At 62.0% G+C, this 22,878-nt stretch carries 18 protein-coding genes; 7 read left to right on the top strand and 11 right to left on the bottom strand.

Annotated elements, in window-relative coordinates:
- Window positions 1-181 precede the first annotated feature (181 nt).
- The 5 genes from O6760_RS14060 (at window position 182) to O6760_RS14040 (ending at window position 5,448) form a co-directional block, all read left to right on the top strand.
- Complete coding sequence (locus O6760_RS14060) at window positions 182-1,090, top strand: N-carbamoyl-D-amino-acid hydrolase (protein WP_269585986.1); 909 nt, start codon at window positions 182-184, stop codon at window positions 1,088-1,090.
- A gap of 238 nt (window positions 1,091-1,328) precedes the next feature.
- Window positions 1,329-1,862: a TRAP transporter small permease gene (locus tag O6760_RS14055; protein ID WP_269585985.1), complete on the top strand. Its 534-nt coding sequence runs from the start codon at window positions 1,329-1,331 to the stop codon at window positions 1,860-1,862.
- Window positions 1,862-3,145: a TRAP transporter large permease gene (locus O6760_RS14050; protein ID WP_269585984.1), complete on the top strand. Its 1,284-nt coding sequence runs from the start codon at window positions 1,862-1,864 to the stop codon at window positions 3,143-3,145. The genes O6760_RS14055 and O6760_RS14050 overlap by 1 nt, the downstream gene beginning before the upstream one ends.
- Before the next feature lie 34 nt (window positions 3,146-3,179).
- Entirely contained in the window at window positions 3,180-4,217 is a 1,038-nt protein-coding gene (locus O6760_RS14045) for a TRAP transporter substrate-binding protein (RefSeq protein WP_269585983.1), read from the top strand.
- A 55-nt stretch (window positions 4,218-4,272) separates the two neighbouring features.
- Window positions 4,273-5,448 carry a diaminopropionate ammonia-lyase gene (locus O6760_RS14040; RefSeq protein ID WP_269585982.1) on the top strand — a complete coding sequence of 392 codons (1,176 nt, stop codon included), beginning with the start codon at window positions 4,273-4,275 and terminating at the stop codon, window positions 5,446-5,448.
- A gap of 356 nt (window positions 5,449-5,804) precedes the next feature.
- Here the strand turns inward: O6760_RS14040 and O6760_RS14035 are convergent, their stop codons facing one another.
- Both O6760_RS14035 and O6760_RS14030 read right to left on the bottom strand, forming a co-directional pair.
- On the bottom strand, window positions 5,805-6,224 hold the full coding sequence (locus tag O6760_RS14035; protein WP_269585981.1) for a hypothetical protein: 420 nt from the start codon (window positions 6,222-6,224) through the stop codon (window positions 5,805-5,807).
- Between the two features lie 224 nt (window positions 6,225-6,448).
- Window positions 6,449-7,903 carry a calcium-binding protein gene (locus O6760_RS14030; protein ID WP_269585980.1) on the bottom strand — a complete coding sequence of 485 codons (1,455 nt, stop codon included), beginning with the start codon at window positions 7,901-7,903 and terminating at the stop codon, window positions 6,449-6,451.
- A gap of 473 nt (window positions 7,904-8,376) precedes the next feature.
- On the opposite strand from O6760_RS14030, the gene O6760_RS14025 reads away from it, so the two are divergent.
- Window positions 8,377-10,938 (top strand): GcvT family protein, encoded by a 2,562-nt coding sequence (locus tag O6760_RS14025; protein WP_269585979.1) that lies wholly within the window; start codon window positions 8,377-8,379, stop codon window positions 10,936-10,938.
- 109 nt (window positions 10,939-11,047) lie between these two features.
- On the opposite strand, the gene O6760_RS14020 is transcribed toward O6760_RS14025, so the two are convergent.
- Window positions 11,048-11,332, bottom strand: a complete 285-nt coding sequence (locus O6760_RS14020; protein ID WP_269585978.1) for a hypothetical protein — start codon at window positions 11,330-11,332, stop codon at window positions 11,048-11,050.
- Between the two features lie 113 nt (window positions 11,333-11,445).
- Window positions 11,446-12,429, bottom strand: a complete 984-nt coding sequence (gene galE / locus O6760_RS14015) for a UDP-glucose 4-epimerase GalE (protein ID WP_269585977.1) — start codon at window positions 12,427-12,429, stop codon at window positions 11,446-11,448.
- Window positions 12,430-12,654: 225 nt separating this feature from the next.
- Between galE and O6760_RS14010 the strand changes: the two genes are divergently transcribed.
- Complete coding sequence (locus tag O6760_RS14010; protein ID WP_269585976.1) at window positions 12,655-13,638, top strand: glycoside hydrolase family 26 protein; 984 nt, start codon at window positions 12,655-12,657, stop codon at window positions 13,636-13,638.
- On the opposite strand, the gene O6760_RS14005 is transcribed toward O6760_RS14010, so the two are convergent.
- The 7 genes from O6760_RS14005 to O6760_RS13975 all read right to left on the bottom strand — a co-directional run bounded on the left by O6760_RS14005 (window position 13,603) and on the right by O6760_RS13975 (window position 22,797).
- Window positions 13,603-14,196, bottom strand: coding sequence for a DUF995 domain-containing protein (locus O6760_RS14005; RefSeq protein ID WP_269585975.1), 594 nt, complete (start codon window positions 14,194-14,196; stop codon window positions 13,603-13,605). The two genes, O6760_RS14010 and O6760_RS14005, sit on opposite strands and share 36 nt — an antisense overlap.
- A 13-nt stretch (window positions 14,197-14,209) precedes the next feature.
- Entirely contained in the window at window positions 14,210-15,184 is a 975-nt protein-coding gene (locus tag O6760_RS14000; RefSeq protein ID WP_269585974.1) for a glycoside hydrolase family 26 protein, read from the bottom strand.
- 120 nt (window positions 15,185-15,304) lie between these two features.
- Window positions 15,305-17,254, bottom strand: coding sequence for a glycosyltransferase family 2 protein (locus tag O6760_RS13995; protein WP_269585973.1), 1,950 nt, complete (start codon window positions 17,252-17,254; stop codon window positions 15,305-15,307).
- Window positions 17,255-17,288: 34 nt separating this feature from the next.
- Window positions 17,289-18,296 carry a UDP-glucuronic acid decarboxylase family protein gene (locus O6760_RS13990; protein ID WP_269585972.1) on the bottom strand — a complete coding sequence of 336 codons (1,008 nt, stop codon included), beginning with the start codon at window positions 18,294-18,296 and terminating at the stop codon, window positions 17,289-17,291.
- 370 nt (window positions 18,297-18,666) lie between these two features.
- Window positions 18,667-19,506 (bottom strand): inositol monophosphatase family protein, encoded by an 840-nt coding sequence (locus O6760_RS13985; RefSeq protein WP_269585971.1) that lies wholly within the window; start codon window positions 19,504-19,506, stop codon window positions 18,667-18,669.
- A 1-nt stretch (window position 19,507) separates the two neighbouring features.
- Window positions 19,508-20,569 carry an ABC transporter ATP-binding protein gene (locus O6760_RS13980; protein WP_269585970.1) on the bottom strand — a complete coding sequence of 354 codons (1,062 nt, stop codon included), beginning with the start codon at window positions 20,567-20,569 and terminating at the stop codon, window positions 19,508-19,510.
- Window positions 20,566-22,797: an ABC transporter permease gene (locus O6760_RS13975; RefSeq protein WP_269585969.1), complete on the bottom strand. Its 2,232-nt coding sequence runs from the start codon at window positions 22,795-22,797 to the stop codon at window positions 20,566-20,568. The genes O6760_RS13980 and O6760_RS13975 overlap by 4 nt, the downstream gene beginning before the upstream one ends.
- Window positions 22,798-22,878 lie beyond the last annotated feature (81 nt).

The following is a 22,878-nucleotide window of genomic DNA, read 5'->3' as shown; positions in this document are numbered from 1 at the left end:
GGGTTACGGCCGCGCCGGCCGGCACACGTGGCCTCCAGGCGGGCATCCAGGCGGGCCCGGCCTGACCTCTTCGCCGCCAGCCCGGACATCCGGCTGCACTCCGACCCTTGCCGCAAGATCGCGTATATCTGGCACGCAACCTGCAAGCAGGTGCGGGACGCTCACTCGAAAAGGAAATCCAATGGACCGGAAATTCGTCGTGGCTGCCGCCCAGCTTGGCCCGATCGCCCGCGGCGAGACCCGCGCCAGTGCCGTCAGGAGACTGTGTGCGCTGATGCGCGAGGCCCACGGTCGCGGCGCCAGGATCGTCGTCTTCCCCGAGCTCGCCCTGACAACGTTCTTTCCGCGCTGGTACATGGAAGACCCCGCCGAAATTCACGCCTGGTTCGAAACGGCCATGCCGAATGAAGCGGTGCGGCCGCTATTCGACCTTTCGGCGGAACTCGGCATGGGATTCCACCTTGGCTACGCCGAACTCACCCCGGAAGGGCGCCAGTTCAACACCGCCATCTATGTCGAACGCGGCCGGATCGCCGGAAAATACCGGAAGATCCACTTGCCGGGACACAGGGAGAACGAGACCTGGCGCCCCTTCCAGCACCTTGAGAAGCGCTACTTCGAGAAAGGCGACCTGGGCTTCCAGGTCTTTGACGCGGAGGCGGGCAAATTCGGCATGTGCATCTGCAACGACAGACGCTGGCCGGAAACCTGGCGCATGCTCGGCCTGGGCGGGGCGGAACTGGTGATGCTCGGCTACAACACCCCCCTGCACTATCCGCCCGCCCCCGAGCACGATCACCTTCAGTACTTTCACAACGAACTCTCGCTGCAGGCCGGCGCCTATCAGAACGGAATGTGGGTGGTGGCGGCCGCAAAGGCGGGCCGCGAGGAAGGCTGTGACCTGATCGGAGGCAGCGCAATCGTCGTGCCCACCGGGGAAATCGCGGCCCGCGCGGTCACCCTCGAAGACGAAGTCATCACGGCGACCGTCGACCTGGATCGCTGCGCCGAGCTTCGCAAAAACGTTTTCAATTTCAAGCTGCACCGCGAGCCTCAGGACTACCATCTGATCACCGCACCCAAGACCTGACCCGTCACGCCCGCTCTCCGCCGCCGGTCGAATCCAGGGCTGACAGGCTGTCCCTCGGCGCCTCTTTGGCCCGGCGAACATGCTTCATTTCGCGGCGAAACAATTAGGCGATTGCACATAAAGTAGTCAGTATTCATTATTGCTTCATTTGAGTGCATTTCCGGCTTGACCGGCCCTCGGACCATGAGCTTAGCTTGCCGAAACAAGTGCTGATCTTGTTGCTCCGGAGCGTGTCGACATGACCGAAATTCACGAAAAGACGAAAGCGCTCAGCCTCAGGATCAACTGGTTCGTGGAGCGGTTCTGCGTCTTCCTGCTCGTGGCGCTGGTGCTGGATGTCTGGCTCGGCGTGCTGGTGCGCTACGTCATCCCCCTGCCCCTCACCTTCACCGAAGAACTGGCGCGATACCTGATGATCTGGATGGCACTGCTGGCAGTGTCCTCCGGTATCATCTACCGCGAACATATCGGCGTGGAGTTCCTGTTTTCGCGCTTTCCTCCGGCGGCACGCCGGTTCGTTTCGGTCGCGTTTGACCTGATCGCCTTTCTCTTCTTCTTCGCGCTCCTCTACTACGGCATCGCCTTTGCCGAGCGCGGCTTTTCCCGGATGACCATGATCTACGCCATACCGAAAGGCTATCCGTTCATCGGCGTGCCGCTGGCAGCCGGCCTGGCCTGCATCCAGCTGGTCCTGGTGGCCCTGCATGACTGGACAGCGCCAAGGGCACCGGAAAGCCTGGGGGCAGCCAATCCGGACGTGGGCGAGGAATAATGGGCATCTACCTGGTTCCTATCGCCTTTTTCGGCTTTCTCGCGTTCGGAATGCCCGTCGGCTTTGCCATCGGCGTTGCCGGCATGATCGGCATCATCGACATGGGCCCACGGTTCATGACCATGGCACCGGACCGCATGTTTGCCGGGCTCGACCTGTTTCCGTTTCTGGCCATGCCCTTCTTCATCCTGGCCGGCGAGATCATGAACCGCTCGGGCATAACGCAAGGCCTCGTCAAGCTGGCGGACACACTGGTCGGCTGGCTGCGGGGCGGAATGGCCCATTCCAACATGGTCGCCTCCGTGATGTTCGCCGGCATCACGGGCTCGGCAACCGCGGATGCCGCGGCCTTCGGCAACACCCTCGTCCCGGCGATGCAGAAGGCCGGTTACAGCCGCTCCTATGCCTGCGCGGTGACGGCTGCCGGGTCGATCATCGGCCCGACCATCCCCCCGTCCACCCTGGCCATCATCTACGGCTCGATCATGGGTGTGTCGATCGCCGGCCTGTTCGCGGCGGGCATCCTGCCGGGTCTTCTGATCTGCGGCATCTGCATGCTGGTTATCGCGCTGAACGCAAAACGCAAGAACCTGCCGGCCGGCGGCCCGCGCCCGACGCTCTGCGCCGTCTGGGCCGCTTTCCGGGAAGGGTTCCTCGCCGCCCTTCTGCCGGTCTTCATTCTGGGGTCGATCCTCGGCGGCTTCGCCACACCGACGGAAGCGGCGTCCATAGCCGTCGCCTATGCCCTCTTTGTCGGCGGGGTGATCTACCGCAAGCTCACCTGGCAGGACCTTTACGAGGTCTGTGTCAGGACCACCCGCATCACCGGCGTGATCTTCCTGATCATCGCCTCGGCCACGATCCTCGGCTGGTGGATGACCTTCAACCAGGTCCCCCAGGCGATTGCCCGCGCCATGCTGTCCATTTCACAGGAACCCGCAATCATCGTCGGCCTGATCCTGATGCTCCTGCTGCTGATCGGGCTGGTGATGGACATCAACGCAACGCTGATCATCCTCGCGCCGGTGCTGGCGCCGCTGACCGTCCAGATCGGCATGGACCCCGTCCATGCGGGCATCATGATCATTCTCGCGCTGAACATTTCCCTGATGACGCCACCGGTGGGCGCCTGCCTTTTCGTGCTGGCCTCGGTGACCGGGGAAAAGGTGGAGGGGATCACCAGGGAGCTCTGGCCCTTCATCCTGGCCGAAGTCGCGATCCTTCTGGTCATTGCCTACTGGTCGGATCTCACCCTCTTCATACCCCGCCTTCTCGGACTTTGACCTCCCAACCGCTCTCGATAACAGGAGAAAAACCATGTCGTTCCTCAGAAGCACCGCAATCGCGCTCACGGCGGCCGTCGCGCTGACCGGACAGGCCCTTGCGGCGGACATCACCATCCGCCTCGCGCATCTCAACCCGGAAGATCCGACCCAGAGCCATTCCGGCGCCATGGCTGCCGTGTTCAAGTCGCTTGTGGAGGCCAACTCCAACGGCGCAATCGAGGTCCAGCTGTTTCCGAACGGCCAGCTCGGCAAGGACAACGAGGTCATCGACCAGGTCCGCACCGGCGTCGTTGAAAGCACGATCTCCTCGTCCGGCGGTCTTGCGCAGCACTACCCGCTCGTCGGCGTCTTCGACATTCCCTTCGCCTTCCCGAACATCGGCGTCGCCACGCGCGTGATCGACAAGGACAGCGAATTCGGCAAGAAATTCGTCGCCGACCTGGAAAGCAAGACCGAGCTGAAGGTGCTTGGCCTGCTGGATTCAGGCGGGTTCTTCGCCTTCACCAACTCCAAGGCCCCGATCACCTCCGTCGAAGACATGGAAGGGCTCAAGATCCGCACCATGACCCTGCCGACGCATGAGGCGATCATCTCCTCTCTCGGCGGCAAGCCGACCCCGCTGCCGTGGGCGGAGGTCTACACCGCACTGCAGACAGGTGTTGCGGACGGGCAGATGAACCCGGTGCCGATCATTGCCTTCGCCAAGTTCGACGAAGTCCAGAAATACCTCTCGATCACCAACCACGTCATCACGCCCTATGTCTGGACGATCAACTCCGATTTCTATGACGGGCTGGCACCGGAATACCAGACGCTGATCAACTGGGCGGCGGAGGTTGCCACCGATGCCGGGCGCTCCGCGTCCCGCGTCATCGAGGCCTCCGACAAGGGTCTGCCGGCCCTTGCCGCGAAGATGGAAGTCAATGTCGTCACCCCGGAAGAGCAGGCGAAATTCGCTGAAGCCGCCCAGCCGGCCGTGCGCGCCCTCATCGAGGAGCAATATGGCGCCGAAGGCATCGAAATGCTGGATGCCCTGCTGGGATCGATTGAAAAACAGAACAATTTCTGAGACATGGCCAGAGGCGGCAAACGCCGCCTCTGGCCACACGGAAGGACGTCGGAATATGCTTGAAGAGTACCGCCTGGTTTCGAACCGGACGGCAAGGCGCGATGCGCCATGGACCCCCGCCCAAAACGACATTCTCTCGGACAAGGCCTATGCGAACGCATTCGAGGCCGTGTCCAACTGGCCCGGCTACGCACCGACACCGCTTGTTTCCCTGAGTGAAATCGCTGCCGAATTCGGCGTTGCCTCCCTTCACTACAAGGATGAGGGTTCCCGGTTCGGTCTGGGCAGCTTCAAGGCTCTTGGCGGCGCCTATGCCGTTGCCCGCCTGCTGCAAAAAGAACTTTCCAGGCGGCTCGGTCGCGAGATCTCGATGCAGGAAGTGACCGACAGGGCCCATCCGGAAGCCGGGGACATCACGGTCTGCTGCGCAACGGACGGCAACCACGGCCGCTCGGTCGCCTGGGGCGCCGAACGGTTCGGGGCACGCTGCGTGATCTTCATCCATGCGACCGTGTCGGAAGGCCGCCGCGCGGCGATCGCGAAATACGGCGCCGAGGTTCGCCGTGTGTCCGGAAACTACGACGAGTCCGTGCGTGAAGCACAGCGCACGGCAACCGCGGAAGGCTGGTTTGTCGTCTCCGACACCTCCTATCCCGGTTACCTGGATGTGCCGCGCGACGTGATGCAGGGCTACGAGATCATGGCAGCCGAAGCGCTGCGTGCACTGCCGGAACCGCCGACCCACGTGTTTGTGCAGACCGGCGTTGGCGGCATGGCGGCGGCCGTCGCGGCCCAGGTCAAGCGCCAATTTGGCGACACCCGTCCCCGGGTCATCCTGGGCGATCCGCTGGAGGCGGCCTGCTGGCTGGCAAGCTTCGAGGCGGGCGAACCCGTCGCGGTGGAAGGTGATCTCGACACGCTGATGGCGGGCCTTGCCTGCGGAGAGGTCTCGCTTCTCGCCTGGGAAGTCCTCAAGGACCATTGCGATGCCGCAGTCGGCATTCCGGAAGCGTCCGTGGGCCGCTGGATGCGCCGCCTGGCAAGACGCACGCCCCCGGTAACCGCAGGCGAATCGGCCATTGCCGGCCTTGCCGCGGCAGAGGCCTGCTGCCTCGATGCGGCGTGGCGCAGGCAACTGGACCTGAACGAGGGCTCGCGGCTGCTTGTCTTCGGCAGCGAAGGCGATACCGACCCGGAGGTCTACCGGGCAATCCTCGAACAGGCTGACTAGGCTGTAGTGACAGATTAACGATTGGCAGCGCCGCCTGAAAATCGGGTCATATCAAGGAGCATGGAGGACGGACATGCGGGGCATATTCGACGACATGCGACGCAGAAATGACCCGATTTTCGGACGGCCCCTTCGGGGTTGGTCCAGGATCGTCCCTGAAGGCGTTGGAAATGCTCGAAAGTGCGCTGCACTTCCTTGCGCTTTCCGCCTGTTCAGGAAAACGATCCTGACCCCAACGATGCCAGTCGTTAATTTGTCACTACAGCCTAAGGCCAGGAACCAAGAAACCCCGCGTTTCCGGGGAAACACGGGGTTATCTTGAACGGATCAGGTCATCTTCCGACCTGTCGCCCGTCTCAGTTGCCCAGACATTTTTGCAGCATTGCCGCGTCCGGGTGGGCCGCGTTCGGGCCGAATTCGGCATAGCAGCCCGTGGTCCAGGCAACGGCCTTGTTCTTGCCGCCATAGGATCCGTCCGGCACTGCGTTCTGCTGGCTGCCATTGCCGGAAACGCGCAGCGGCTTGGCCGGCTTGACCGTCATGCCGCGGGTCTTGATCTTGCCGGCCTTGAACGGCGAAGCCGGCTTGACGCCGCCATGGCTGGCGCAGGCGACTTCGTTGCTGATCGCGTCGTCCGGACCGAAATTGTAGACGGTGCCGTCATTGCAGGTGACGCTGCGGTCAGCCGCCTGGGCGGACACCGGAACGGACACGGTGAAGACCGTGCCGACGGCAAGGGCCGCCAGAGCGGTCAGAAGGGTGTTTTTCGCTTTCATGTGCATCTCTCCATCTTGGGCGCGTCAGCTTCCCTGCTGACGATACGAAGATGGGAGCCCTGCTTATCTGATTGATTTCGCGAAAGATTTCAATTGTATCAGCGGTTTCCAATTGATTGCCACAACCGAAAAAAGCCGCGCCGAAGAACCCGGTCTTCATACGCGGCAGTTCAGGGAGCAAACCAGGTGGGCCGCCCCTGAGGGCAGCCCCGGGCTTCCGGACATCAGATCAGGAACAGGTCGTTCACCGTCAGGTCGACATGGCCGAGCACCTGGAAGGACAGGTCGGCCTCAAGGCCGAAACCGTCACGCACATGGACATTGGTGACCGCGCCGAACTGGTCGTCCTGGACCAGTTCGTAATACGCCTCTGCGCCCGGCGTGTTGGAGAAGCCGGCCTGCTCACCCAGGAAGTCTGCGAAGAAGCCCTCGATGACAATCAGGTCACCGCCCTGGACAAAATCTCCGATCACGTCCATCGGCCCCGAGGCCCCGCCGCTGTCGCCGGCCGCGAAATAGAAAATGTCGAAGCCGGTGCCGCCATGCAGGTAATCGCCGATGTCGCCTGCGCTGTTGCTGCCGCCGGTGATATGGTCATTGCCGGCTCCGCCATGGATATAGTCGTTGCCGCCATCGCCAAAGAGCCAGTCGGCATCGCCGCCGCCAAGGATCTGGTCATTTCCCGCGCCGCCTTCCATCTCGTCGGAGCCGTCGCCGCCCTGCATCAGGTCGTTGCCTGCACCGCCGTCCATGGTGTCGTCACCGGCGCCGCCATCCATGACATCATTGCCGATATCACCGACCAGCACGTCCAGGCCCGCACCACCGTCCATCTGGTCGTCGCCGGCACCACCCTGCAGCAGGTCGTTGCCGAGGCCGCCGAAAAGCTGGTCGTCGCCGTCGCCGCCCAGGATCGTGTCCCGGCCGTCATCGCCCCAGAGCGTGTCGTTGCCATCGCCGCCTTCGACCCGGTCGTCACCGTCACCGGCACGTACCACGTCCCTGTCAAAGCCGCCGTCGATCCGGTCGTTGCCGGAGCCGCCATGGATCTGGTCCTTGCCGTGGCCGCCGAGCAGCACGTCATTGCCTGTGCCGCCATTCAGGTAATCGTCGCCGACATCGCCCGACAGGACATCATTGCCGGCTTCACCGTAAAGCCGGTCATTGCCGCGCCCGCCCACGATCAGGTCGTTGCCGAAGCCGCCATGGGCCGTGTCATTGCCGTCGTAGAGGAAGATGTCGTCGTCCCCCCAGAGGCCGTAGGCCCGGTCGACGCCGTTGGTGCCGTGGAATTCATCCTCACCCGCATAATCGATCCAGAAATTGATCGGCGACAGGTTCAGGCCCAGCCCGTTCTGCAGGGGGATGGCCCCGCCAAGGCCACCAAGTAAACCGATGCCGCCATAGCCGCCGAAGGACCAGGCGACATCGGCGGCTTCACCGCGCTCCATCGTTCGAACGCCATCGGCGCCGCCCGCCAGATCGCCACCGCGACGAACGGATCTGTCTTCCTCTTCCGGACTTGCGGCGGGATCATTGGCACCGTCGTCATCACCGCGCGCGGACCTTTCCACCGGTGCACCGGCGTCGCTCCCCTCCATCCAGTCGGACCAGGCCGGACCGAGTTTTTTGTTCCAGCCAAGTGTCTTGGAATAGGGTGTCAGCAATCGGAAGCTCATGTCGTTTGTCCTCTGTGTCTGGCGGCCAATAGCCGAGATCGAATTGGGTGCTGCCAGGCAAAAACCTGGCGCCCACTGCACAGAAGATCGCTACCGGACGTATCCGCCGGACGTTGTCTTAGAGGCAAAACTGTAAGGATTGTATCGGAGCCGCCTGCCCAGCGCGAACGCCTGACACATCTGTTACAATGGATACGTTCCGCGAAGGCGGGTCACGCACCCTGCGGCACCGACCTCCAGCAATTTGCCGATGCGATTTCAGGCCGGTGTCGTGGCGATTATGCCGTCATGACGCAATTACGCTATTTGGCCCCGCTTTCAGTCGCGATACTGCCGTCAACACATGGAATTTCGGAGCACGCGCCGACGGCAGGACCGATACCGGGTCCGGCATGCCCGCCGCGGGGTTTCGAAGACACGACAGAGGCGGGACGATAGGATCTCGCGTCCGGTTGATGGAAAAGGAATGAGACATGTCAGCATTTCCTGACAAGGCACAAATTGTCATCGTCGGTCTGGGCGGCATTGTCGGCGCCTCGGTCGCACATCACCTGATCGAGCGCGGCTGGACCGACATTGTCGGCATCGACAAGTCGGGCATTCCGACCGACATCGGCTCGACGGCCCACGCCTCCGACTTCTGCTACACCACCAGCCACGACTACCTGTCGGTCTGGACCACGCAATATTCCATCGAGTTCTTCGACAAGATGGGCCATTACGCCCGCGTCGGCGGCCTGGAAGTCGCCCGGACCGGCGACGATGCCTGGATGGAGGAAATCAAGCGCAAGGTGACTTCCGGCAAGGCCTTCGGCACCAACGTGCGCCTGGTCGAACCCGCAGAGATCAAGGAAAAGTTCCCGCTGATCGAGGAGGACATGGTCCAGGGCGGCATGTGGGATCCGGATGCGGGCCTCGTCATTCCACGCTCGCAGACCGTTGCCGGCAAGCTGGTCGACGAAGGCGAGAAGAGCGGCAAGCTGAAAGCCTTTGCCAACACGCCCGCCCAGTCTCTCATCGTCGAGGACGGCCACATCAAGGGCGTCAAGACCCATCGCGGCACGATCATGGCGGATCATGTCATCGTCTGCGCCGGCCTCTGGGGTCGCCTGATCGCCGAGATGGTCGGCGAAGACCTGCCCGTCATGCCGGTCGACCACCCGCTGACCTTCTTCGGCCCGTACAACGAGTTCGAGGGCACCGGCAAGGATATTGGCTTCCCGCTGATGCGCGACCAGGGCAACTCCGCCTATATGCGCGACACCGGCGACCCGAAGACCACCGAAGGCGGCCAGATCGAATGGGGCTACTATGAGCCCAACGAACCGCGCATGTGCCATCCGCGCGACATTCTGGAAAAGGATCAGGCCCGCCTGTCACCCTCGCAACGCGACCTGGAAATGGAACAGGTCATGGAGCCGCTGGAACGCGCCATGGAACTGACGCCGATCCTTGGCGAGATCGGCTACAACGAAGGCCATTCCTTCAACGGCCTGCTCCAGGTTTCCGCCTCCGGCGGTCCGTCCTGCGGCGAAAGCCAGAAGGTGCGCGGCCTTTGGTACTGCGTCGCCATCTGGGTCAAGGACGGCCCGGGCTACGGCAAGCTGATCGCCGACTGGATCACCGACGGACGCACCGAAATTGACCACGCGGCCATCGACTATTCGCGTTTCTACGCACATCAGATGACCGAGGAATATATCGAGAACCGCTGCTACGAAGCGGCGCAGAAGATCTATTTCCCGGCGGTCCATCCGCGCGAGCCCTATGTCTCCAGCCGTGGCGTCAAGCGCTCGCCCTTCTATGAGCGCGAAGTCGAGCTTGGCGGCTATTTCATGGAGCTGGGCGGTTGGGAACGTGCGCATGGCTACGCGGCCAACGAGCCCCTCCTTGAAAAATACGGTGACCAGGTGCCGGTGCGCGAGAACGAGTGGGACAACCGCCACTTCTGGCGCGTCTCCAATGCCGAGCAGCTCGCGCTGAGCGAGGATTGCGGCCTCATCAACCTGTCGCATTTCTACATGTTCGACGTCGAGGGCCCGGACCATGTCGAGCTGCTGGAATGGCTGTGCGCGGCCAAGATCGGCGGCGACAACAACGTCGGCAAGGGCATCTACACCCACTTCCTCGACGACGAGGGCAATGTGCGCGCCGACCTGACCGTGTTCCGCATGGAAGACCGCTGCCGCATCGTCGACGGCGCCGATGCCGGCCCGCGCGACTACCACTATGTCAAGCGCATGGCCGCCGACAAGGGCTTCGACGTCACCGTCACCGATGTCAGCGAGAAGTTCACCACCATCGGCATCTGGGGCCCGAACGCCCGCGAGAACCTGAAGAAGGTGGTCGCGGACCCGGCCGGTCTCGATCCGGAAAACTTCCCGTTCGCGGCGATCCGCCAGATCGAGATCGCGGGCAAGTCGGTGATGGCGCTGCGCCTGTCCTATGTCGGCGAGCAGGGTTGGGAACTGCACATGAAATACGAGGACGGCCTCGCCGTCTGGGATGCCCTGCGCGGCATCGGCGTCATGGCTGTCGGCGTGGAAACCTACGCCAACTCCCGCCGCCTGGAAAAGTCCCTGCGCCTGCAGAACGCGGACCTTCTGACCCAGTACAATCTCTACGAGGCGGATCTGGCCCGTCCGAAGGTCAAGGAAGCCGATTTCCGGGGCAAGGCCAAGCACCTGGAATACCGCGCCCGCGACAAGCAGCCGGCCATGCTGTGCACCCTGGTGATGCAGGAAAACACCGACGCCAGCGGTGTCAGGCGCTATCCGGTCGGCACCATGCCGGTTCAGGATCCGGACACCGGCAAGACCCTCGTCGACAGCCTGGGGCGCATTTCCTATACGACCTCGGTCGCCTACGGCCCGACGATCGGCAAGAACATCATTCTCGCCTATCTGCCGCAGGACTATTGCGAAGTCGGCCGCAAGCTGAACGTGGAGTATTTCTCCGAGACCTATCCGGTCGAGGTCGCCGGTGTCGGCTACGCGCCGCTCTACGACCCGGAAAACCTGAAACCTCGGTCCTGAATGAAATTGCCCCGGAAGACACCTGTCTGCCGGGGCAATGTTCCATGAAAATCGAGAACAGTGCGAACAGTGCGCCTGTCAGCCGCCTGATCGCGAAAACGCCTGGTGATTACTGACTGGCCCGGCGGTAACAGCCGCCCTTTTTGCCGAAACCCGTGAATGTGCAGACATAGGGTGACCGAGCGTTGGTCGCGTAGCGGGCCTTGGTCGGTTTCTTCGCAAGTTTGCGCAGCACGGTGCCGACATTGACGCCCTTGTTCACACCCGATTCAGCGAGAGCGCTGGTCGGTGCGGCACCGACAAGAAGGCCGATACTCAACGCGCAGACCATCGATACGGATCTCTTGGTGGCAGGCGAACCGGAGCGTTCACTCTTGATCTTGATAGATTTCATCGGTCGCAAGCTCCTTTTGAAGATGACCCGTTCATGGTCCTCCCCAGAGATTAACAAAGCCTATTTTCAATAGTTCGAAATTTCCGGCATAATGCACAAAACATTTCGCTGCGTCACTTTGTACCATGCCAGCGATAGGCAGTCCGGACAATGTCGGCCAGATCGCGGAAGCGCGGCTGCCAGCCCAGACGCTCCTTGGCCCGACCGGCATCGGCAACAAGCACGGCAGGGTCCCCGGGCCGCCTTTCGGCAAACTCCAGCCGCACATCCCGTCCCGTGACGTCTTCCACTGCACGGGCAACCTGCAGGACCGAGGCTCCCTCGCCCGTGCCGAGATTCAGGCAGGCAGAGCCTCCGCCGTCCTGAAGCGCCTGCAAGGCACGCACATGCGCATCTGCAAGATCGGACACATGTATGTAATCCCGGATACAGGTCCCGTCGGGCGTGTCGTAGTCGGTTCCGAACACCTTGAAGACCTGCCCGGACGGTTCGCTTGCCCGGATCGCCAGGGGGATGATCCGGGTCTCGGGGTCATGATCCTCGCCAATCTCGGCCTCCGGGTCGGCTCCCGCGGCATTGAAGTATCGCAAGGCCATGAAGGAAAGATCATGCGCCGCGCTGAAATCCTTCAGCATCTGCTCGACATGGAACTTGGTCCAGCCGTAGGGATTGATCGGACAGGACGGCGTTTGCTCGTTTATCGGAACCTGCTCGGGCACTCCGTAGACGGCGCAGCTGCTTGAAAACACGAAATGGGGAATGCCGTGGTCGCGGCAGGCTTCCAGCAGAGACAGGCTGCCCGCAACATTGTTGCGATGATATTTCCCGGGATCCTCCACCGATTCCCCTACATAGGCATAAGCGGCGAAGTGCAGCACGGCGCCCGGCGCATGCTTGCGCATCACCTCGTCGAGCCGGCGGCGGTCCAGAATGTCACCATGTTCGAATGCGCCCCACTTGACGGCATACCGATGTCCCGTCACCAGGTTGTCATAGACCACCGGCGTATACCCGGCCTGCTTCAGGGCCTTGCAGGCGTGGGCGCCGATATAGCCGGCCCCGCCCGCAACCAGTACCGTCCTGTTGTCGCATTGCATTTTTCTGGATCCTGTCACTGTCAGAGCTTTGCTGACATTTCGATTGAACCGGACTTCTTTCCGACTTGTTAAATATCCTCTGAACTAATTCGGTTTCGACGATACCCCCCGCCCGGGAACCGGACGATTTGCTTGATCGCTGCCGGAGAAATTCCCACATAGGGTAATGGCGCGTCGGTGAAGACAGGCAAGACGCAGCCAGGACAGTCGATCAAAGGGGCTCGCATGCGAACAGTAGGCAGTATTCTGACCCTTCTTCTGCCGCTGGCGCTCCATGGGCCGGCACAGGCAAAGGAAACGGCAGGACAGGCCCCCGGTCAGTCCGGGTCTGCGGAATCCTTTGTCGAGGCTCTCGACAGGAACGGCATGTCCTTCGGTGTCTATGACCCCCACTCGGCCTTCAAGGGTGAGCGGGACGTCGATATCGAACACATGTTCGTCTACTGGCAGGCTCTGGATGTCGATGCCCTGCGCAGCCGTCTCGACTACGCATCGCAGCATGCCCGCAAGATGATGGTCACGGTCGAACCCTATACCCGTGCAGTCAACTGGCGCGACGGCGGCGAACACCTTTTCAAGGACATCGTCTCGGGAAAATTCCGGAAGGAAATCACCCGTGTCTGCAGCGAACTGGCCGGTTTCGACGGGTCGGTGCTGGTGCGCTGGGGTCATGAAATGGAGGACCCGACCGGCCGCTATCCCTGGGCGCGAAAGGACAATGAAGGCTTCAAGTCCGCCTTCCGCCACTTTGTCGGCAGTTGCAAGTCCGTCGCGCAAAATGTTTCCTTCGTCTGGTCTCCGAAAGGAGAGAAGAACCTGGCTGATTACTATCCCGGCGACGACGTCGTGGACCTTGTCGGCGTATCGCTCTGGGGCCTGGAGAAGATGGACGAGAAATACTACGGCGGCTGGCGCGATTTCAGTTCCACATTCACCGAGAAATACGACCGCGTCGCTCAGTTCGGAAAGCCCGTGATCATCGCGGAACTTGGCGTTTCCGGTAAATCGGACTACCGCGAAAACTGGTTCTCGAACCTGTTTGAGACCGTGTCCTCGTCTGAGCATTTCCGGCAACTGCGCGCGATTGTCTATTTCAACGACAAGGAGCCCCATTACTGGCCCCTCGGCCTTGGTTCTCCAGACTGGAGGCTTCCGGGAGCCTCCAGCTGGTTCTCAACCGCCAAACAGGCTGCAAAAGGCTTTTACTAAGGGGTCCCTTCTCGAGCAGAAGTCCTGCGGCACACCGTTTTCGGCGATGTATTGTCTGTTGCGCTCGAAGCTGGCCGTGACCTGGTCTCCCGCTTTCAGCTTGTTGATCTCGTCGCCGCTCCTGCGGGGCGTGTGCGCGAAAATGTACCACTCCCCGTCCGGCCAGCTGCGCTGGTAGTTGTTCCTGCCATCCGTGCGATGCTGAAAACACGTCGTCGCAATGGCCGCGCCGTCCGTGGCGTGCCATTTCGCCCGGAAGCAGATCCTCCCATCCTGGGTCATGAACCAGTTGCCGTCGCCGAAGGAGGCGGTTCGGCCGCGTCTGACCCAGGAAATGAAGCGCCGTTTGTGGGCCTGGAAATAGCCGGCCCCGTCCTCCCAGATCCAGGTCCTGTTGTTGTAGATGCGGAAGAGTTCGTCGACGGTCATCGGCCGGGCGCTTTCCGCCGCAAGGGTAACGGGGTCTTTCTCGTCCTCGACCTTTTCGGCAGCCTGAACTGCTCCGCCAGCGCAAAGAAGAACCGCAAGACCCAAGGCGCGTGTCAGCGATTTGAACATTCCGGTTGGTCCTCTAGCGTCTGTTGGGATAGGAGGGACGATCCCGGATCACCCGCCAGTCCGGCAGACCCAGTCCGTAAGGCCATTCCCAGACTTCCTTGTCATTGAAATAGACGACTTCCTTGAGCTCCGGATATTCCGGGTAGTTCAGGTCCGCCTCCATCACCCAGTCACGCACGTAATCCAGGCCACCTTCGTAGGCGAGTTCGGCCACCCAGATGGGTTTTCCGTAGTCCACCGTCAGTTCGTAGCCCTGTTGCACCGACTCGGCAAAACTTCTCGTTGCACCATATTCGATCTCGTCATAGCGCTCCAGCCCGAGAACGGTCAGACCGACCAGATCCAGATGTTCATCGCCTGGATAATAATCCTGCAGATCCTTTTCCCCCCTCGGGGACCACATCATCTGCGCTCCCGGCAGCATTTCCCGCACGATCGCGGAAACCCGCCGGAACGCGGCGATATAGTCTTCCGGTGCCCATTTGGACCACGGAAACCGGATAAAGGGGTTGTCCATTTCCTGGGCCCAGCGGATCGTGATCGGGCTTTGGAACCCCTGCAAGACACTCAGGATCGCCCTCAGGTTGGCATCCCTTTGACCGGAAATGATCAGATCGCGAAGCTGCCCCTGGGAAACGTTCCAGTCCAGGGCCCAGGACCAGGGCTCGATGGTCACCAGGATCTTGCGGTTTCGCTCAAGCGCATAGGCGTCGGCTTCGGGCAGACCCGCCAGATCGACATCTTCCCAGGGCAGGAACAGGTGTTCGGTCGCAACCCGGCGGTCGTCGGTGAAGTCACCATAAGGGTCGTAACACCCGAACTTGGGGCCGTCCGGATAAAGCACGGGCCGTTTGTCTTTTCTCAGATCCCGGCCTTCAACAACGGTTTGCGCGCGCGCGGCCGGCACCCCCATGCCGGCGGTCGCGGCGGCCGCGGCCCCTGTTACCAGAAGTTGCCGCCTGGATAGTCTTGGATGTTGGCTCACCATCTGCTTACGCCTCTCGTCGAACCGCTGCGGAGTTTTGACACCGCCGAAACTGATCCGGCTGAACGCGTCCCTGCGCTTTCTGTACCGGCAATTCCAAGTGTGCCTACCGCGGCGGTGATTTCATTGTTTTGAATCAAGTGAAGTGCGTCCCTGCCCGGGCGGCGCGACGTCCATGGGCACGGTCTGCGTTTCGGCCTGCCCGAACCCGCGCCATTCGACCCGGTAGCGTATGATCGTCCGCCCCGAGCCCTGACCGGCCCCGGCAAAGCCGAACACTGTTTCGGTCAGTGAGAAGGCACTGACCCCGGTCATCATGGCCGAAACGCCCTTGGCCGAGTGCTGGTAAGTGGCTCCGCCAACGACGCCCGCAATCAGGAACAGGCAGAACACACCGGCCAAACCGCTCCGGTCGAAAGAGACCACTGCGGTACCATTCTCGCGGCCGTGCCGCATCAAAATGACAACAAGCAGCACACAATAGGCTGCGGCATTCACGAGATTGTAGAGATAGAAGCCCGCCGCTGTTCCGGGTTCCCTGACAACCAGCGCGGTGCCTCCGGCAGCCAGGGCCAGCACGACATAGGGCGCCAGGAACAGGAAGGACAGGCCTTCCTTGTGGGATCCGCCTTTCGGAGTGATCTTGAAATCGCGCTTCTGCCCGGTCGCGACATCCCAGAGCGCGGCAAGAGCACCGAGCAGCGACCACGGCCAGCGCAGGAACATGAAGGCCATGCCCTCCCAGCTGATGATCCTGGCGTCGCGCGGGCGGAACAGCCCCGTGGACCGCCAGAAATAGGCAAGAAAGATCAGGGCCAGGCCGACCGGGAGTACATGAAGCTGAAACTCGAGAAAGGTCACATTGGCGAATTTCTCGCCGGACAGGAGTGCGTAGATGGGCAGGAAAAACATCAGCGCCATCATCACCGAGAACAGCGGGTACCACATCTGCGAGAACAGAAACTGGAACCGGATGCGCCCTGACAGGTTCGGCACATAGTCGGGCGAGTATTTCAGCAAGATGGTGACCAGGCTCCGGGACCACTGGAACTCCTGGACGGCCAGGTCGGCGAAGGTTTCCGGACCTTCGCCATGCGCGATCGCATCGACGGCATGAACGCCGCGCCATCCGCCTGCATTCATGAGCAAGGTGGTCGAATGGTCTTCGGCCAGTTCCGGCCCCAGCCCGCCGACCTGTTTCAGGGCTGCGGTGCGGACCGTGTAATGCGATCCGATGCACAATGGCGCCCAGCCGGAATTGTAGCCGGTTTGCAGCGCTCCGTGCATGCTCGCTTCCACGAAAAGCCGGCCCCGTGCCGCCCAGCTGAGGTCCGCATTCGTATCGCAGATGCTGGGTGCGGACACATATCCGACCGACGGATCGCGAAACGGCGCGACGGCATGCCTGAGATACTCCGGATCGGGTGCGTGGTCCGCATCGAACTGGCTGACGAAGTCATAGTTCTCGTAGCCGTAGTGATCGTAGAAATAGGCAAGGTTGCCTTCCTTGCACCGGGTCCGGCGCGGCCAGTCCGGCCGATGATAGTCCTTCACGCCGCGCCGCGTCGAGACGCGGATGCCGTGTTCAGCGCACCAGCTCAGGGTTTCCGGTGTCGGATCCTCGTCGGCGAGCCACGTGTCGTGCGCCACACCCTTCTGGGCAAGCGCCGCCTTCAAGGTCTGCTTCACGACGGACAGGGGCTCGGAGGGGGCCTTGGTCACGATCATGGCCACCCGCGCATTGCTCGGCACCGACGCCGGTTCCACAGGAATACGCGCACGTGAGAAGATGACAACAAAATAGACCGGTATCAGCGTGACCCACAGCAGGACGACCGTCACCAAGACGTAACGGCTGACGGAAGCAACATGTTGCGGATCGAACCACCACTGCCAGAAAAAGAAGAGACTTGCGATCCAGACGGCTATGCCGATCCGGTTCAGCCACATCCGCCGACCGGTAAAAACCGGACGGAAGAACGCGTCATCGACCCGCTCGGCCGTCCTGGTCGTCGCCCCGTTCGGCCCGGGAAGGCCCGTGCCTCGGCGGTATGTCGCTTGAACGTCCGACATCTGCGCAGCCTTCGCTCCCGCCTCGTACGTCCGCTCAGCTCGAGGCCATCAGCCTGGGCTGATGCGGAGCCCTGTCTCCGCTTGCCTGTGCGGCGTTCAGGGATCCGCGGAAATAGGCGATGGTTTCCTTGACCCCCTCGACCAGGCCGACCCTCGGCTCCCAGCCAAGTTGTTCTGTTGCCCTGGAAATGTCCGGACGGCGGACATGAGGATCGTCGATGGCATCTGCCAGGTAGACAAACTCGGATTTCGAGCCGGTCAGTTCGACAACCAGATGCGCAAATCCGAGTACGGTGGTTTCATAGGGACTGCCGAGATTGATCGGGCCTGCATCCGCACGGTCCTGATCCATGAAACGGACAAGCCCTTCGACGAGATCATCGACGAAGCACATGGACCTCGTGTGGGACCCGTTGCCGTAGATCGTGATATCGAGGCCCTGCAGGGCTTCGATGATAAAATTCGAGACGACGCGACCGTCGTCCTCGCGCATGCCGGGGCCATACGTGTTGAAGATCCTGGCGACACGCGTGTCGACACCGTACATCCGACGGTAGTCCGACATCAGTGTCTCCGCGCATCTTTTGCCTTCGTCATAGCAGGACCGCGGTCCCATGGTGTTGACGCAGCCGCAATAGTCTTCCTTTTGAGGATGCTCTTTCGGGTCGCCGTAGATCTCCGACGTGGAAGCCTGAAGAATGCGGGCGCCATTCACCCTGGCAAGTTCAAGCAGATTGCGCACCCCGACCACGTTGGTCAGTGTCGTCTTGACCGGGTCCGCCTGGTAGGCCGGAGGGGACGCCGGGCAGGCGAGATTGAAAATCTGGTCAACCGGGAGATCCATCGGCTCGACAATGTCGTGCTTCACGAACCTGAAGGCAGGAAACGCGGACAGTTCGTCAACGTGTTCCGGCATTCCCGTGCTCATGTTGTCGAGGCAGATGACTTCATGACCATCCTGAAGCAGGCGCCTGCACAGGTTCACGCCGATGAACCCGGCGCCCCCCGCAACCAGCACGGTCGCTTTCGTGTTCCTAGACATGTCCAAGCGTTCCTCGCGCACAGAAAGCCCGACACACCCGCTTGTCGCGGTTTTTCCGGGCAGCTGCCCGAAGGATCTGATGCATCGCGGCACAGTGTTTCTTGTTATTGATTCAAACTTTCACTCATTTGAATTTAAATGAATATCGAATTTCAGGCGCCAGATGTCAAGTAAGTATATATATGTAATACTTCAACCACTATTGATTGTATTCCAAGTAAAACTATCACCATGACGCGAGATGCAAGAATTAACAAGAAGTAAATCTCAGAAACTAAATCTTTGATTGTATCTGCTATACCAATTGCTTCGCCCGGAATCGCTGTGCGATCCCGGGCGCAGTGAATCAACACTGGCAATGTGATGGATGTCAGCGCGTTCCCGGGTGCTCGCCCTCATCCGCCAGCGCCGACAGCGCCTCGAACGCACCCGGCCCGGCCGCCAGGACGGGTCCGCTCTCCAGGATAGCCTCCCCGTTGACCGGAAACGGCCGGTACCTGCCTCCGGCTTCCGACACCAGGCAATAGCCGGCCAGGCAATCCCAGGCATGCATGGACGGTTCATGGAAACCGGCAAGGCGTCCGGCAGCGACCATGGCCAGCATCTGCGCGCCGGATCCCGTGCGGATGTAATTGCCGCCTGCCGCCATCAGACCGCTGATCAGTGCGCCGACCCTCTCCGGCGGGATCGCATGGTTCGCACCGATTCCGGTCAGGCTGTTCTGCAAGGTCATCGACGCGTCAAGCTTGAGCGGCATGCCGTTGAGCGTGGCACCGGCGCCGGTCATCGCGGCGAAGGTCTCGTCGTCACAGGGAACCCGGATCACGCCCGCGGCAAGATCGCCCTTGTAAAGAAGCGCAATGGAAACGCACCAGTTGGAGTGCCCATGAACGAAGGCGGATGTGCCGTCGATCGGATCGACCACCCAGGTATAGCCGCTGCCGCTTTCCTCAAGACCGTGCTCCTCGCCCAGAATGCCGTCATCGGGAAATGCGGCCGCGATCCGCTCCCGGATCAAGGTCTCCACGTTGCGGTCCGCGATCGAGACCACGTCCTGGAGACCGCCCTTGACCTCGATGGTCAGTTCTTTGCGGCGGCGGAAATAGTCGAGGGCAACGGTTCCCGATTCCTGGGCAATGTCCCTGGCAAGGTCGAACCGGGCCACGAGACCGGAACGTGCCTCGGGCGCGTTTGCTGTCTGCAAGGTCATGTCAGGCCTCGATCAGTGCCAGGCCGCGGTTTCTGAACCCGAGAGAAACAGTGGTCTTCGGGGTCAACGAGCGCTCGACGGCGTGGTCGATGACAAAAAAATTGCCCACCGGCGTCTCGATCTCGTATTCGACGTGGTCCCCGAGATAGGCCGCCGTCAGGATCTCGCCGCCGAGGCCGGAACTGTCCTCCGGATTGAGCACCACGGCTCCGGGGCGCACCGCGAGCCTGGCCTTGCCCGAAGAGGCCTGGCGCGCGCGCAGCCGATGCTGGAGACCGCCGACATCGATCAGAGCCTGATCGCCCTCCCGGCCGATGATTTCGCAGGAAACAACGTTTGCCTCCCCCATGAAATCTGCGATGAACTCGGACACAGGCTCCTCGTAAAGTTCCCGCGGCGCGCCTTCCTGGGCGATGCGCCCGTCCTTCATGACCACGATCCGGTCGGAGACGGCAAGCGCCTCGTCCTGGTCATGGGTCACGTAGACGGCGGTAAAACCCAGCCTCTGCTGCAGCTCGCGGATTTCGGTCCGCACCCGCCGGCGCAAACGCGCGTCGAGATTGGACAGGGGCTCGTCCAGCAGCAGCACCTGCGGGTTGAGCACCAGGGCGCGGGCGACAGCGACGCGCTGCTGCTGGCCGCCGGACAGCTCTGCCGGCAGGCGGTGCCCCATGCCCGCAAGGCCGACCTGCGTCAGCCCCTCCTCGGCACGCTCGCGGGCCTCCCTCTTTTTGAATCCCGATGATTCCAGCCCGTAGGCAACGTTGTCGAGCGCGTTCATGTGCGGGAAGAGGGCGTAGGACTGGAACACCATCGAGACATCCCGCTCATGTGCCGGCATCATCGTCACATCGCGCCCGCCGATCAGGATCCTGCCGGAGGTCGGATGTTCCAGCCCCGCCAGCATGCGCAAGGTGGTGGTCTTGCCGCAACCGGACGGACCGAGCAGGGTCACCAGCGTGCCTGGCTCGATGGTGATGGAAAGGTCCGGGATGGCTGTGAAGCTGCCGAAGTCCTTGCGAATGTTCTCGAAGACGACGGAACCGGGTTTCAGGGCGCTCATGCGGTTTTCTCCTGCGCGAAGCGGAATTTGCGGGATTTGGATACGCCGGCAACACGGTTCTCGCGGCGCAGGCGCCGTTCGCCGACCAGCAGCTGGAAGCCGGCGATGACCGTGATCATCACGAAGATCAGCATCGAGGAATAGGCGATCGCGATGCCGTATTCGCCGTTCTCGACCAGGCCGACAATGTAGGAGGTCGCCATGTTGTATTCGGCGCTGACCAGGAAAATCACCGCGCTGATCGAGGTAATCGCCCGGACGAAGGAATAGACCAGCGCCGCGGTGATCGCGGGCCTGAGCAGCGGCAGGATCACCTTGCGCAGGGTCCGGGCGCTGTTGGCCCTGAGCGTCAGCGAGGCCTCGTCCAGGCTCTTGTCGAGCTGGCTCATGGCGGCGATGCCGCCTCGGACGCCGACCGGCATGTTCCGGAACACGAAACAGGCGACCAGGATCAGCGCCGAGCCGGTCATTTCGAGCGGCGGCAGGTTGAAGGCCATGATGTAGCTGATGCCGATGACCGTCCCCGGGATGGCGAAGCTCATCATGAGGGCGAATTCGAAGGCATTCTTGCCGGCGAATTTCTGGCGCACGATGATATAGGCGGTCAGAAGCCCGACCGCTGCCGTGAGCGGCGCGGAAATCAGCGCGATTTCCATGGTCGTCCAGAAGGAATTCCAGGCAACGCCGGTCCAGACCAGGCCGCCCTCCCCGAAACCGACGGAAAAGGCCCGGGCGTAGTGCTCCAGGGTCAGTGAATTGTCGAGACCCCAGGTCTTCACGAATCCGCCGACCAGGATCATGCCATAGACGACAACGGTGAAGCCCATCCAGGGCAGCACCATGCCGTAGACAGTGATCGACAGGCTTTTCGGCAGGCCCGCATGGGCACCGCTGTCGCCCTTGCCGGTTACAGTGGCGAAGTTCTTGCCGGACAGCCACAGGCGCTGCGCCAGGAAGGCGGACAGGGTGAAGGAGAGCAGGATGATCGCAAGGACCGCGGCCCGCGACGGGTCGATCTGCGATCCGACGACCGCGAAGAAGATCTCGGTCGACAGCACGCCATGGCTGCCGCCGAGGACCAGCGGATTGCCGAAATCGGCCATGCTCTCGATGAAGCCGATCAGGAAGGCATTGGCCAGGCCCGGTTTCATCAGCGGCAGGGACACCCGCCAGAACGTGCGCCAGCGGTCGGCGCGCAGCGTCTGCGAGGCTTCCTCCATCGACGGGCTGACGCCTTCAACCACCCCGATCAGCACCAGGAAGGAGATCGGCGTGAACGACAGCACCTGCGCAATCCAGATGCCGGTGAGGCCGTAGAGCCAGCGGCTCGGCTCGATGCCGAACAGCACGTCAAGCGCTTCGGTAACGACGCCGGACCGGCCGAACAGCAGGGTCAGGGCAAGGCCGATCACGAAGGGCGGCGTGATGATCGGCAGCACGGTCAGCAGCCTGAGGCCTTTCTTGAAGGGAAAGCGCGTGCGCGTGGCCACCAGGGCAAAGGCAAGGCCGAGCACCGTCGAGCCGAGACCGGACATGACGGCCAGGAACAGCGTGCGCCAGGCGACACCGCAGCGGTTGCCGCCGATGACGCAATCAAGGCTCCAGATGGCCGGATCCTGCATGTTGCGAATGAACCCGTCCGGCTTGAACGAGCCGTCGAAATCCTGGACCGACCCGGCGAACATCGAACCGATCGGATAGAAGATGAAGACAGCGACCAGGAAGATCAGGACCGAGATCGATCCGACAACAAAGGCGTCACCCTTCATGAAACCGCGTTCCGCAAGGCCGAAGGCGATATAGAGCACGAAGATCAGCGAGAGCAGGATGGCACCCGCGCCCATGGCGGGCTGCCCGAGCGGCAGGGCTCCGAAGGCGGTTTCCGGGAAGGTCCAGGCCCAGCCGCCGAAGCTGATGGCAAGTCCCTGCAGGGCCATGAAAAGGATACCGGCTGAGCCGGTTGCAACCAGCAGCTTGCCGCGGGTCTCGGCCTCCCCCAGAAACCGGGCGCTGCCGCCGATCAGGAACAGGACCAGGGCGATGGCCAGCCAGATACGGCCTTCGAAAAAGATCTGCAGCAGGCCGGGCGCAAGACCGGACGCCGACGGAAAATCCGAGAGCCATTCGAAGGCGTAGAAGCCGCCTTCCACCCGGTACCAGGGCACGAAAAGAAAGGCGAAGAACCCCAGCCCGAGAAGAGCGTTCAGCCGTTTGTTGCCACTGAGCATGGCCACCCCTGTTCTGGTATTTCGAGAGCAGTCGCCCCCCACGCGTGTCTCCCGAACGATGGGCCAACCGACCACAATTCC

It is taken from the genome of Roseibium sp. Sym1 (genome assembly GCF_027359675.1).
Classification (GTDB): domain Bacteria; phylum Pseudomonadota; class Alphaproteobacteria; order Rhizobiales; family Stappiaceae; genus Roseibium.
Note: the sequence above shows the minus strand (reverse complement) of the source record. Positions and strands in the feature narration are given on the sequence as shown.